Consider the following 13002-nt stretch of genomic DNA (forward strand, 5'->3'; position numbering starts at 1 on the left):
ACATCCTGCCGGACGGCTCATGGGCGGTTCGATCGGGCCACCGCTTTCTTTTCCTGCCGACGGTACGCGCCATGAGCATCGCACGCTTTCTCGCCTTCCTGTCCTTCTGCGGACTGGCCACCGTGGCGCTGGCCCAATCGCCTTCCGTGCCTCCGCTGATTCCGTTGCCGGCGCAGATCGAATACGCCGATGGCGGTTTCGAGGTGGATGCCGGCACGCTTATCGCCGTCGGCGACCATGACGCCTCGACCCGGCAGACGGCCGATTACCTGGCCGGGCTGCTTTCCCGCACGCGTGGCCTGTCCTTGCGCGTGGCCCCGGCGGCTGGCGCGGCGCATGCCATCGTCCTGCAGCGCGATCCGCAGGCGCCGGTGGCGGAGCCGGAAGGTTATGCGCTGGACGTCACGCCGCAGGGCATCCGCGTCGTCGCCCGCGACGACGCGGGCCTGTTCTACGGCGCGATCACGCTCTGGCAATGGCTGACGCCCGATGCGCAGCGCGGGGCCGTACGCGTGCCGGCGTTGCGCATCCGCGACTGGCCACGCTTCCGCTGGCGTGGCCTGATGCTGGATTCGGCGCGGCATTTCCAGTCGGTGGACGAGGTCGAAGGCCTGCTCGACCAGATGGCCCAGCACAAGCTCAACATATTCCACTGGCATCTGACCGACGACCAGGGCTGGCGCATCGAGATCAAGCGCTACCCCGAACTTACCCGCATCGGCGCATGGCGCACGCCGCCCGATGCCGGGCACGATGGCGAGCCGTTGCGCTACGGCGGTTTCTACACGCAGGCGCAGATTCGCCAGGTGGTCGCGTTCGCCGCGGCGCGGCACATCACCATCGTGCCGGAGATCGACATGCCGGGCCATGCGATGGCGGCGATCGCCGCCTATCCACAGGTCGGCGTCACCGGCCAGCGCCCGTCGGTGTCGGTGGACTGGGGCGTCCACCCCTGGCTCTACAACGTAGACGATGCGACCTTCCAGTTCATCGACAACGTGCTCGATGAGGTGATGGCGTTGTTCCCGTCGACGTATATCCACGTGGGCGGCGACGAGGCGGCCAAGGCGCAGTGGAAGAACTCGCCGGCGGTGCAGGCGAGGATGCGTGCCCTGGGCATCAAGGACGAGGATGCGCTGCAAGGCTGGTTCATCGGCCGTATCGGCAGCTATCTCGCCGTGCACGGACGCAGGCTGGTTGGTTGGGATGAGATCCTCGAAGGCGATAACGTGCCCACCGACGCCACCGTGATGTCCTGGCGCGGTATCGACGGCGCCGTGGCTGCCGCCAGGGCCGGCCACGACACGGTGCTGTCGCCGTCGCAGCGGCTGTATTTCGATTACGTGCAAAGCGAGCATGACGATACCTATGCCGGCCGTCTGCCGGCGACGAGCCTCAAGAGCGTGTACGACTACGAGCCGGTACCCAAGGCGCTCGACGCGGCGCAGGCCCGGCACGTGCTGGGCGCACAGGCGAATGTATGGACCGAGATTGTCAACTCGATGGCGCACGTGGAGCATGCGGCGTTCCCGCGGCTGGCCGCGTTCAGCGAGGTGGTCTGGTCGCCTGCCGCGTCGCGCCGATGGCCGGGGTTCCTCGACCGGCTGATGGCGCAACTCGCGCGCTACCGCACCCAGGGCATCGGCTATGCCGACAGCGCGTTCGTGGCGGACATCGACATCGACCGCAACCAGGCGCTGGCCAGCGGCAGCGCACAGGTGAGCCTGTCCGACCAGGCCGGTTATGGCGCCATCCACTACACCCTGGATGGCAGCGCGCCGGACCTGCGTGCGCCACTGTACCGCGCGCCTTTCGTGGTCAAGCTTCCGACCACCGTGCGTGCCGCCACCTTTGCCGCCGATGGCAGTGCGCTCGCCGCGCCGAGTCGGCGCGTGCTGGACCGAGCCAGCCTGCTGAGCTTCAGCGGCGATGAACTGGTCAACTGCCCCGGCAGCGATTTCCGCCAGCGCGAGCAACCGATGCCCGATGCGGTCTCGACGCAACCGGTCTACGTGGTGAACCTGTACGATCATTGCCAGCAGCTTCCGGCCACGCGGATGGATGGCGTGGCGGCTATCCATGTACGTGCCGTGCGCCTGGAAAACAATTTCCTGTTGACGTATGAAACCCGCCATGCGGTGCCGCATCCGAACAGCACGCCTTTCGGCGAACTGGTGGTGCATGGAAATGGTTGCGACGGCCCGGTGCTGGCCATGCTGCCGCTGCCGGATCCGACCCGCAGCGCACGCCAGTTCTCGCTGCAAGCGGCCTTGCCCAAGCCGCAGCACGGCGAACACGCGCTATGCCTGATCTACGCCACGCCCACCGACGGCCCGCTGTACGTGTTGGATCGGGTTTCATTGGTGGCGGCGGCCGTGCCGGCAACGCATTGATTCATCGGACAGACGAGATTTCCCCATGCATATAGGTTCTTCCCTTTGCGGCGCATACAAGCGGCGTGCGCGAGTCCGGTCCACACTTGCTTCGGTGGCCGTCACGTTTGGCCTGGCTGCCGGCATGGTGGCGTCGGCGAGTGGCGCGGATGCCGACCGATCCAACGCCGCTGTGCTGACGCTCGGCAAGGGAACAGCGAGCCTTGGCAACGGGGTGATCTCCGCCTCGTGGGATATGGCCGATGGCCATCTGGCAGGCCTCGCCTTCACCGACCATGCGGGCGGCGCGCGACTCGGCATCCTGGCGCCGTTCGCGCTCGTGCTTGCCGACGGCAAGACGATCACGCCAGCGGACATGGCGCTACTCGGCATGCCCGGCAAGCGTGACCTGACGGCCGACGCCACCGCCTCGCGCCTGGCGGAGCACTTCGCGGGGGAAGAGGCCACGGCCAGCTTCCGCGATGCCGAGGGGCGTTTCCGCATCGACTGGCAGCTGCAACAGCGTGACGGTTCGGCCTATCTGCGCGAACGCGTCACGATCACCGCGCTGAAACAGGATGAGCCGATCGCGGAAGTGCGGTTGCTCGATACCCATGATGCCATCGGCGCCACGATCTATGGCGACGTGAAGGGATCGCCCGTCGTTTCCGGCAACTACTACCTCGGCTTCGAGAATCCGTTGTCCGAAAGCGAGGTGCACGGCTCGCGCGTGAAGCTGTCCATCGAGCGCAGCCTGCCATTGCGCAAGGGGCAGTCGATCGAATATTCCGCGGTGGTCGGCACCGTTCGCGATGGGCAGCTGCGGCGCGATTTCGCGACCTATATCGAGCGGGAGCGCGCGCACCCCTATCGTCCCTTCCTGCATTACAACTCGTGGTACGACATCGGCTATCTCACGCCCTACACGCAGGAACAGGCCCTTGACCGCATTCATGCCTTCGGCGAGGAGCTGAGCGTCAAGCGCGGCGTGAAACTGGACTCCTTCCTGTTCGACGATGGTTGGGACGATCGTTCGGGCAGCTGGCATTTCAGCAAGGACTTTCCGCAGGGCTTCGTACCGCTGAAGGAGGCTGCGGCGAAATATGGCGCGGCGCCGGGCATCTGGTTGTCGCCATGGGGCGGCTACGAGAAGCCGAAGCAGGAGCGGGTCAGCCATGGCGGCGCGGCGGGCTATGAAATCATCAACCACGGCTTCGCGCTGTCGGGGCCGAAGTACTACCAGCGCTTCCACGACGTGGTCATGAGCCTGCTCGACACGAACGGCATCAACCAGTTCAAGTTCGACGGTACCGGCAACGTCGACAGCGTGTTTCCCGGCAGCCGTTTCGACAGTGACTTTGCCGCGGCGATCGAGTTGATCAAGGACATACGCGCCGACAAGCCCTCGGTCTTCATCAACCTGACCACCGGTACCTGGGCCTCGCCCTTCTGGCTGCGTTACGCCGACTCCATCTGGCGCGGCGGCGAGGACGACTACCTGGCGGGCGTGGGCAGCAACCGCGAGCGCTGGATCACCTATCGCGACGCGCAGACCTACCACAACATCGTGCAGAAGGGACCGCTGTTCCCGCTCAACTCCCTGATGCTCCACGGCATCATCTATGCGCAGATGAACCAGCGGCTCAACACCGACCCGGGCCATGATTTCCCTAACGAAGTGCACTCGTACTTCGCCACCGGCACGCAGCTGCAGGAGATGTACATCACTCCATCCCTGTTGAGTCCGCGGGATTGGGACATGTTGGCCGAGGCGGCCCGGTGGTCGCGCGCGAATGCCGACGTGCTGCGCGACACGCACTGGATCGGCGGTGATCCGATGCGCCTGGACGTCTACGGATGGGCGGCATGGTCGCCGGCGAAATCGTTCATCACGCTGCGCAATCCCTATGACCACGCGCAGATCGGCGTGATCGACCTGCAGCGGCAGCTGGAGCTGCCCGCGGGCGCGCCGCGACGCTTCAGCGTCGGCGATGTGTGGCGGAGCGGTGGCACCGGGGTGCCGCGTGAGCTGGATGCGGATACCCAGGCCACGGTCCCGCTGGCGCCGTTCGAGGTGCTTACGCTGGAGCTGACGCCGATTCACTGAACCATCGCGGACGTTTTCATGCCGAAGGGGATACCGTGCAGCGCAGAGACTTCCTACGCCTGACCGCCTTGATGCCGCTGGCGACGATGGGGCAGCCGCTCATCGCCGCCACGGCGCCCGTGGGCCCCATCATCGAGGCACGGCCCGACGGCCGGCCGCACCGTTTCGCGTTGTCCCACCGGCAGTTCCTGCTGGACGGCCAACCGTTCCAGATCCGCAGCGGCGAGATGCATCCGATCCGCATCCCGGTCGACTACTGGGACCATCGCATCCAGATGGCCAAGGCGATGGGCCTCAACACCATCGCCCTGTACCTGATGTGGAATGCGCTGGAATCGGAGCCGGGGGTATTCGATCTCGATAGCGGAAATCGGAATTTCACCCGCTTTATCCAGCGCTGCGCCGCGCATGGCATGTGGGTCTACCTGCGACCGGGACCGTATATCTGCGGCGAGTGGGACTACGGCGGATTGCCGCCGTACCTGCTGCGTGAGCCGGATATCCGCGTGCGCGATCGCAACGACGACCGTTACATGCGGGCGGTGGCACGCTACATGGATGCGATCGCCCCGCGTATCGCGCCACTGATGGCGAGCCGAGGCGGCCCCATCCTGATGATGCAGATCGAGAACGAATACGCCTCGTTCGGGCATGATCTGGCCTATCTGGAGCAGTTGCGCACGATGTGGCGCGAGCGCGGCATCGACGGACCCTTCTCGATCTCCGATGGCCTCAGCCAGTTGCGCGAGCAACGCGGCTACTTGCCCGGTGCGGCGCTCGGCCTGGATGGTGATACCGACTTCGGTCAGGCCCAGCCGATCGCCGGCGATGCACCCGTATGGATTGGCGAGGGCTATCCCGGCTGGCTGACGCATTGGGGCGACGCCACGCTGCAGCATCGCGACTATCTCGATACCTTGCGGCAACTGCTCGGGCAGGGGCGCTCATTCAATCTCTATGTGGTGCATGGCGGCACCAACTTCGGCTACGGCGCCGGGGCCAACGCCGATGACGACTACGGCAACTTCGAGCCGGTGATCACCAGCTACGACTATGGCGCGCCGATCAACGAACGCGGCGAGGCCACGGCCGACTACCATCGCTTTCGCACCGCGATCGGCGCGCACCTGGGCAGGCAATTGCCCGAGCCGCCTCCGGCGCCGCCCACCATCGCGCTGCCGGAGTTGAAGGCGCGGCCGTGGGCATCGTTGTGGGAAAACCTGCCCGAGGCGCGCCATGTCGAAGAGCCTCAGGCGAATGAATTGTTGCTCGGGCAGGACCATGGCATGGTGCTGTATCGCCGCCGCGTGCGCGGCGGCGCCACGCTGGACGTCGAGGGCGTGCGCGACTACGCCACCGTCAGCCACGCCGGCCGCTACCTCGGCTACCTGTCGCGCGTGCGCAAGCCGGGGCTGCAGGCCCCGGCGCCCATCGCGCTGCCGCCGGGCGACGAGGCGGTGCTCGATATCCTGGTCGACAGCTTCGGACACGTGGGCTATGGCGCGGCCATGGCCGACCGCAAGGGCATCCTGGGCAGCATCCGTTTGGACGGCCAGGCGGTGCGGGACTGGGAGGTTTGCAGCCTGCCGTTGGCGATGGACTATCTGGCGGGCCTGCGCCCCCTGCGGCAACCGGTCAGCCGGCCCGGCCTGTTCTTCCGCGCCGGCTTCGAACTGGCCGAGGTGGGCGACTGCTATTTGGACATGAGCGGCTGGGACAAGGGCTACGTCTGGGTCAACCGCCAGTTGCTGGGGCGCTACTGGCGCATCGGGCCGCAGCACCGGCTGTATTGCCCGGCGGCCTGGCTGCGCAAGGGCGCGAATGAAATCCTGGTGCTGGACCTGCATCGCACCGAGGCGGGGGTGATCGGCGGCGCATTGGACCTCACCTAGTCCAATGGATGCCGCGCCGCTACATGCGGAACACGCCGTAGCGCTGCGGCTCGATCGGCGCATTGAGCGAGGCGGAGATCGCCAGCCCCAGCACGCGGCGGGTGTCGGCCGGGTCGATGATGCCGTCGTCCCACAGCCGCGCGCTGGCGTAGTAGGGATGGCCCTGGCGCTCGTACTGCTCGCGGATCGGCGCCTTGAAGGCTTCCTCCTCCTCTGCGCTCCATTGCTTGCCACCGGCCTCGATGCCGTCGCGGCGCACCGTGGCCAGCACCGAGGCGGCCTGCTCGCCGCCCATCACGCTGATGCGCGCGTTCGGCCACATCCACAGGAAGCGCGCGCCGTAGGCGCGGCCGCACATGGCGTAGTTGCCGGCGCCGAAGCTGCCGCCGATCACCACGGTGAACTTGGGTACGTGCGAGCAGGCCACGGCGGTCACCATCTTGGCGCCGTCCTTGGCGATGCCGGCGTTCTCGTACTTCCTGCCGACCATGAAGCCGGTGATGTTCTGCAGGAACACCAGCGGCACGTTGCGCTGGTTGCACAGCTCGATGAAGTGCGCGCCCTTGAGCGCGGACTCGGAGAACAGGATGCCGTTGTTGGCCACGATGCCCACCGGGTAACCGTGGATATGCGCGAAACCGCACACCAGGGTCTTGCCGTAGCGGGCCTTGAACTCGTGGAAGGCCGAACCGTCCACGATGCGCGCGATCACCTCGCGGATGTCGAACGGGCGGCGTGTGTCCTGCGGGATCACGCCGTACAGCTCCTCGGCCGGGTAGAGCGGCTCGCTGGGTGCTTGCAGCGCCAGTGGCATGGGCTTGATGCGGTTGAGGCTGGCCACGATGTCGCGGGCGATGGACAGCGCATGCGCATCGTTCTCGGCATAGTGATCGGCCACGCCGGAGACGGACGTATGGACGTCCGCGCCGCCCAGAGCCTCGGCGTCCACTACCTCGCCGGTGGCGGCCTTCACCAGCGGCGGTCCGCCTAGGAAGATGGTGCCTTGCTCGCGCACGATGATGGTCTCGTCGCTCATCGCCGGCACGTAGGCGCCGCCGGCCGTGCACGAGCCCATCACCACCGCGATCTGCGGTATCCCCAGGGCCGACATGCGCGCCTGGTTGTAGAAGATGCGGCCGAAGTGCTCCTTGTCCGGGAATACCTCGTCCTGCAGGGGCAGGAAGGCACCGCCGGAATCGACCAGGTAGAGGCAGGGCAGGCGGTTCTCCAGCGCCACTTCCTGCGCGCGCAGGTGCTTCTTCACCGTCATCGGAAAATAGGTGCCGCCCTTGACGGTGGCGTCGTTGGCCACCACCACCACCTCGATGCCGTTGACGCGGCCGATGCCGGTGATGATGCCGGCCGCCGGCGCGGCATCGTCGTACATGCCATGGGCAGCCAGCGGCGACAGCTCCAGGAAGGGCGAGCCCGGATCGAGCAGGGCTCGGATGCGCTCGCGCGGCAGCAGCTTGCCGCGCGCGGTGTGCTTGTCGCGGGCCTTCTCGCCGCCGCCCTCGGCGCTGCGGGCCAGTTCATGCCGCAGGTCGTCCACCAGCCCCTTGAGCTGTGCGCTGCTGGCCTGGAACTCGGCGGAACGGGGATCGATCTGCGAAACGATGACGCTCATGGGCTGGCACTGCCGTTCAAGGAGAACCCCGGATGATAGCGGCGCGTGCCAGCCGGCTAAATCGGCGGCGCAGCATCGTCGTGCGCGCACAAAAAAACCGGCCGCGCGAGGCGGCCGGTTTTCGGAAGTACGCGAAGGTACTTCTTAGTGACCGGAGGTCGTGGCCGGAGCCGGCTGTTCGGTCGGAGCAGCGGCGGTCGAAGCCGGAGCCGGCTGTTCGGCCGGGGCAGCGGCGGTCGAAGCCGGAGCAGCCGCCGGCGCTTCGGCAGCAGCCTTCTGAGCCTGGTCAGCAGCCTGCTGAGCCTGGTCAGCGGACTTCTGGGCGTCCTGCGCGGAATCCTGCGCGCCGTTGCTGCAAGCCGCCAGCAGCGCGACGAGCGCAGAGGCGAGAAGGGTACGCGTGAACTTCATGTTGAATCTCCTTTGCCGTGGAATGCCGTTTGGCGGGCGTATTAATAGCGCTTTCGCGGAAAATGCGCCACCTATTTATGTAAAACGCCAAATCCGGTTAACCCCGCTTTCATCGGCGGCCGGACGTCCAGCCGCCGTGAAGGAGGGGTGTCAGTCCAGGCACTCCACCGCGACGGCGGTGGCTTCGCCGCCGCCGATGCACAAGGAGGCCACGCCACGCTTGAGGCCACGGGTCTTCAGTGCGTTGACCAGGGTGACCACCAGGCGGGCGCCGCTGGCGCCGATCGGATGGCCCAGCGCGCAGGCGCCGCCGTTGACGTTGATCCTGTCGTGGGAGATCTCCAGTTCGCGCATGGCGGCCATGGCCACCACGGCGAAGGCCTCGTTGACCTCGAACAGGTCCACGTCGGCGACTTTCCAGCCGGCCTTCTCCAGCACCTTGTGCAGGGCGCCGACCGGCGCGGTGGTGAACCACTCGGGTTCCTGCGAATGGGTGGCGTGGGCCACGATGCGTGCCAGCGGCTTGATGCCGCGGGCCTTGGCGTCGTCGGCCGAGAGCAGCACCACCGCGGCGGCGCCGTCGGAGATGCTCGAGGAACTGGCGGCGGTGATGGTGCCGTTCTCCTTGCGGAAGGCGGGCTTGAGCGAGGGGATCTTGCCGATGTCGGAGCGACCCGGCTGCTCGTCGGTATCCACCCGCACCTCGCCCTTGCGGCTGGCCACGGTCACCGGGACGATCTCGCCGGCGAAGGCGCCGGACTGCTGCGCGGCCTTGGCGCGCTCGACCGAGGCGGTGGCGAAGGCGTCCTGCTCCTCGCGGGTGAAGTGGTACTTGTCGGCGCACAGTTCGCCGAACACGCCCATCGCCTTGCCGTCGTACGGGTTGGTCAGGCCGTCCCAGGCCATATGGTCGACCAGGGTGCCGTCGCCGTAGCGGATGCCGGTGCGCGCGTTGACCATGTGCGGCGCGTTGGTCATCGACTCCATGCCGCCGGCCACCACCACGGCGGCCGAGCCGGCCTTGATCAGGTCATGGCCCAGCATGATCGCCTTCATGCCCGAGCCGCACACCTTGTTGATGGTGGTGCAACCGGCGGCGGGCGGCAGGCCCGCACCCAGCGAGGCCTGCCGCGCCGGGGCCTGGCCCAGGTTGGCGGGCAGCACGCAGCCCATGATGACCTCGCTCACGTCGGTGGCCGCCAGGCCCGACTGTTCCAGCGCGGCGCGGATGGCGGTGGCGCCGAGCGTGGGCGTAGGGACACCGGTGAACTGGCCGAGGAAGGAGCCAATGGCGGTGCGCTTGGCACCGGCGATAACAACGCTGACGTCGGACATGGGGATCTCCGCAAGTACTTGATGGGGCAGGTAGTGCCCAGGCATTAGCCCGACGATTATCGCAGTCCGCGCCGGACCGGGGCAAACCAGGGCGGTTGCGCTGGCAGTGCGATCTTGCGGGCATTGAGTTGCGTTTTCGTTGTGCGACGATGGGCGCCGTCGCGCGTTGCCGTGGCAAGGGGCAGCGCCACGCCGTTCGGGACATGTGCTTTGAGGGGTGGGGACCTATGGGTACGGGGATGCGGGGGGTGCGGTACCGCCATGCGGCGGTGCTGGTGGGACTGGCGCTTGGCCTGTCCGCATGCGGCGGCGGTGGCGGCAACGTCAAGCCAGCGCAGTCCAGCGACACCTCGCCGCCGCCTCCGCCGCCCTCGACGCCGCCGCCCGCCACGAGCGTCGCGCAGCCGCCGATCGACGCGCAGCTGAGCCTCACCGATACCTATGCGGCGCATACGGCCGGCTATACCGGCGCGGGCGTCACCATCGGCATCGTCGATACCGGCGTGATGGCCACGCATCCGGCGCTGGCGGGGCGCGTGACCAAGGAACTGACCTACGTCGATCCCAGCACCAACAACCTCAACATCGACGACGTCAACGGGCACGGCACCTATGTGGCGGAGATCGCGGCGGGCACCGCGTTCGGCCAGTTCGCCGGCGGCGTCGCGCCGGGCGCAAGCATCGTGTCGGCGCGCATCATCGACGACAATGCGCCCGACGATAACGGCAGCACCGCGCCGGCGCCGGTAAGCGCCAGCGATGCCGTGCCGCTGGGCCAGGTGAACGCCGGCCTGATCGCCAATGGCGTGAGAGTGATGAACAACTCCTGGGGCGGCATCAGCTGGAGTTCCAGCGACACCGCCACCACCCAGGGCTTCCACGATGCCTACAACACTTTCGTCAATACCTGGGGCGGATTGGTGGTGTTCGCCGCGGGCAACGACTCGCAGGCCAACCCGAGCACCATCGCGGCTCTGCCCAGCCTGGCGCCCGACCTGGAGAAGGGCTGGCTGGCGGTGGTGGCGCTGGACAGCAACCACCCCACGCAACTGGACAGCTATTCCAACCAGTGCGGCATCGCCATGAACTACTGCCTGGCCGCGCCCGGCGATGTGATCGTCAGCGGCAAGGACGACACCAGCGCCAGCAGCGCGACCTATTGGATCGTCGAGGGTACCTCGCTGGCGGCACCGCAGGTGACCGGCGCCGCCGCGCTGGTGTGGCAGGCCTACCCGTATTTCAGCAACGACCTGGTACGGCAGACCCTGCTGGGCACCGCCGACCCGCTGGGAGGCTCGCAGCCCAACCCGACCTATGGCTATGGCGCACTGGACGTCGGCAAGGCGGTGAACGGCCCGGAGCAGTTCAACTGGGGCGACGTCACCGTCAGCTTCAGCGGCAGCTCCAGTTGGAACAACCCGATCTCCGGTGCCGGCGGCCTGGTCAAGCAGGGCACCGGCACGCTCTATCTGACCCAGTCATCCAGCTACACCGGCCTGACCCAGGTGCAGGGCGGCATGCTGGTGGCCAGATCGCTGGCCTCCAGCGTCAGCATCGGCGCGCAGGGCGTGCTCAGCCAGACGCCTTCCATCGCCGGCTCCGTGACCAACGCCGGCGTGCTGGCCACCGGCGGCGCGGACGTCACCGTGGGCGGCAACTACACCCAGCAGGGCGCGGGCCGTTTGGCGGTATCGCTGGGCTCGGCCTTGCGGGTGGCCGGCACCGCCAGCCTTGCCGGCGGCGACCTCTACGTGACGGGCGTGAACCAAGGCTACCAGGTCAATTCGCACACCGATGTGCTGACCGCGCAAGGCGGCCTGAGTGGTACCTTCTCCACGCTCAACACGGCGACGGGCGTGCTGCTGACGGCCACGCTCAACTACGGCGCCAACGATGCCTGGTTGAACGTCAGCCAGGTACAAGCCAGCGCGGTCACCGGCATGACTTACACGCCGGCCTCGTTCGGCGCCGCGCAGCGGATCGATGGCGCCTTCAGCCAGATCAACTCGCAGGTCTCGCAAGGCGGTACGGTCAACGGCGGCACACCCAGTTCCTTCGTCAGCGGCGCGGCCCGATTGCAGCAGACCGCCACGCTGAGTGCCTTGCAGCAGTCGCTGTCCAGCCTGTCGGGCCAGTTGCACGCCGCCAGCGCGGCGATGACCTTCGATGCGATGGATGCCGGCACGCGCGCGCTGTCGTCCCGCTTCGACCAACTCGGCGATGTCGCCGGTGCCGGCGGCTGGACGCAGACGCTGGGCGACTACGGCAGCCTGAGCCGCAGCGGCTACGGCAGCGTGGGCTATGACCTCAGCGGCTGGATGGTGGGACAGGACCACCGCGTCGGCAGCGACGGCGTGGCCGGCTTCGCGGTCAGCCAGAGCCAGAACCTGGGACGCCTGGACGAATTCGCCGACCAGGGCTGGAGCCGGGCGGTGGAGGGCATGCTTTACGGCGGGCTGGTGCGGAACCAATGGTACGCGATGGGACGGCTGGGCTTCGGCAGCTATCGCGAGGACATGCGCCGCCACCTTGAACTGGGCAGCGACGTGGAGGGCGTGGCCAGCGACAGCAACGGACGCTATGGCATCGCGTATGGTGAAAGCGGCTATCGGCTGTCGCTGGGTGGCATGCGCATCACGCCTTATCTCAACCTGCAGTACGCCAATATCCATACCGACGGTTTCGACGAAGTGGGTGGCGACGGCTTCGGCCTCAAGGCCAATGCGCAAGCCATCGAGCGCTGGCAGGCCGGCGCCGGCCTGCGCGCCGGCGAGGACTGGCCGCTGGCCGGCGGCGGTCGCCTGGGCCTGCAGGGCCATCTGCTGTGGCAGCGCGCCTTCAGCATGCGCGGCGCCCTGCCGGATGCCAGCTTCGCCGTGCTCAACCAGTGGGCCCCGGTAGGCGGCATCGGGCTGTCCCGCTATGGCGGCGAGGCGGGCCTCAGCCTGGACTGGGCGATGTCCGGACACGCCCGCCTGTCACTGGGCCTGGACGAATACGTGGCCCAGTACGATCGCGGTCGCATGGAAACGCTCAACTACCGCCTGGACTTCTGAGCAGCGCCAGCACACTGCGTTTTTTGTAGGCGCGCACCCTGTGCGTGCCCCATAAAACCCTGGCATCCGTGTAAGCCCTCGCCCTTCCATTCGCGGGCGCAAGGACCGGCGATCCCGTCATCGAAAAATTGTGCGAATATTTCGCAAGGAGTTGCTGGCGGAGTCCAGTCAGTCGGGGACCGCCGCGCGTGGATGGCACGGT

7 protein-coding genes are annotated in these 13002 nt (G+C 67.4%); 4 read left to right on the top strand and 3 right to left on the bottom strand.

Going from position 1 to position 13002, the window contains the following annotated elements; translation table 11 throughout:
* Nucleotides 1–71 precede the first annotated feature (71 nt).
* The 3 genes from MJ605_RS03675 (at nt 72) to MJ605_RS03685 (ending at nt 6371) form a co-directional block, all read left to right on the top strand.
* Nucleotides 72–2393 carry a beta-N-acetylhexosaminidase gene (locus MJ605_RS03675; protein WP_243039665.1) on the top strand — a complete coding sequence of 774 codons (2322 nt, stop codon included), beginning with the start codon at nt 72–74 and terminating at the stop codon, nt 2391–2393.
* Between the two features lie 94 nt (nt 2394–2487).
* On the top strand, nt 2488–4479 hold the full coding sequence (locus tag MJ605_RS03680; protein ID WP_243039667.1) for an enterotoxin: 1992 nt from the start codon (nt 2488–2490) through the stop codon (nt 4477–4479).
* A 35-nt stretch (nt 4480–4514) separates the two neighbouring features.
* Nucleotides 4515–6371, top strand: a complete 1857-nt coding sequence (locus tag MJ605_RS03685) for a beta-galactosidase (RefSeq protein WP_243039668.1) — start codon at nt 4515–4517, stop codon at nt 6369–6371.
* 19 nt (nt 6372–6390) lie between these two features.
* On the opposite strand, the gene MJ605_RS03690 is transcribed toward MJ605_RS03685, so the two are convergent.
* The 3 genes from MJ605_RS03690 to MJ605_RS03700 all read right to left on the bottom strand — a co-directional run bounded on the left by MJ605_RS03690 (nt 6391) and on the right by MJ605_RS03700 (nt 9744).
* Nucleotides 6391–7998, bottom strand: a complete 1608-nt coding sequence (locus MJ605_RS03690) for a carboxyl transferase domain-containing protein (protein ID WP_243039674.1) — start codon at nt 7996–7998, stop codon at nt 6391–6393.
* 144 nt (nt 7999–8142) lie between these two features.
* Nucleotides 8143–8409 (bottom strand): hypothetical protein, encoded by a 267-nt coding sequence (locus MJ605_RS03695; protein WP_425600961.1) that lies wholly within the window; start codon nt 8407–8409, stop codon nt 8143–8145.
* A gap of 150 nt (nt 8410–8559) precedes the next feature.
* Nucleotides 8560–9744 (bottom strand): acetyl-CoA C-acyltransferase, encoded by a 1185-nt coding sequence (locus MJ605_RS03700; RefSeq protein ID WP_243039676.1) that lies wholly within the window; start codon nt 9742–9744, stop codon nt 8560–8562.
* Between the two features lie 227 nt (nt 9745–9971).
* On the opposite strand from MJ605_RS03700, the gene MJ605_RS03705 reads away from it, so the two are divergent.
* The gene (locus MJ605_RS03705) at nt 9972–12800 is read left to right on the top strand and encodes a S8 family serine peptidase (protein WP_425600962.1); all 2829 of its coding nucleotides are present in this window, start codon (nt 9972–9974) and stop codon (nt 12798–12800) included.
* The last annotated feature ends 202 nt before the right edge of the window (nt 12801–13002 follow it).

It is taken from the genome of Dyella sedimenti (genome assembly GCF_022760995.1).
Taxonomy (GTDB): Bacteria; Pseudomonadota; Gammaproteobacteria; order Xanthomonadales; family Rhodanobacteraceae; genus Dyella; species Dyella sedimenti.

Excerpts from the sequence above, each read along its gene's own strand:
- MJ605_RS03700 (WP_243039676.1), bottom strand. The coding sequence starts at position 9,744 with ATGTCCGACGTCAGCGTTGTTATCGCCGGTGCCAAGCGCACCGCCATT.
- MJ605_RS03705 (WP_425600962.1), top strand. The coding sequence starts at position 9,972 with ATGGGTACGGGGATGCGGGGGGTGCGGTACCGCCATGCGGCGGTGCTG.
- MJ605_RS03675 (WP_243039665.1), top strand. The coding sequence starts at position 72 with ATGAGCATCGCACGCTTTCTCGCCTTCCTGTCCTTCTGCGGACTGGCC.
- MJ605_RS03690 (WP_243039674.1), bottom strand. The coding sequence starts at position 7,998 with ATGAGCGTCATCGTTTCGCAGATCGATCCCCGTTCCGCCGAGTTCCAG.
- MJ605_RS03695 (WP_425600961.1), bottom strand. The coding sequence starts at position 8,409 with ATGAAGTTCACGCGTACCCTTCTCGCCTCTGCGCTCGTCGCGCTGCTG.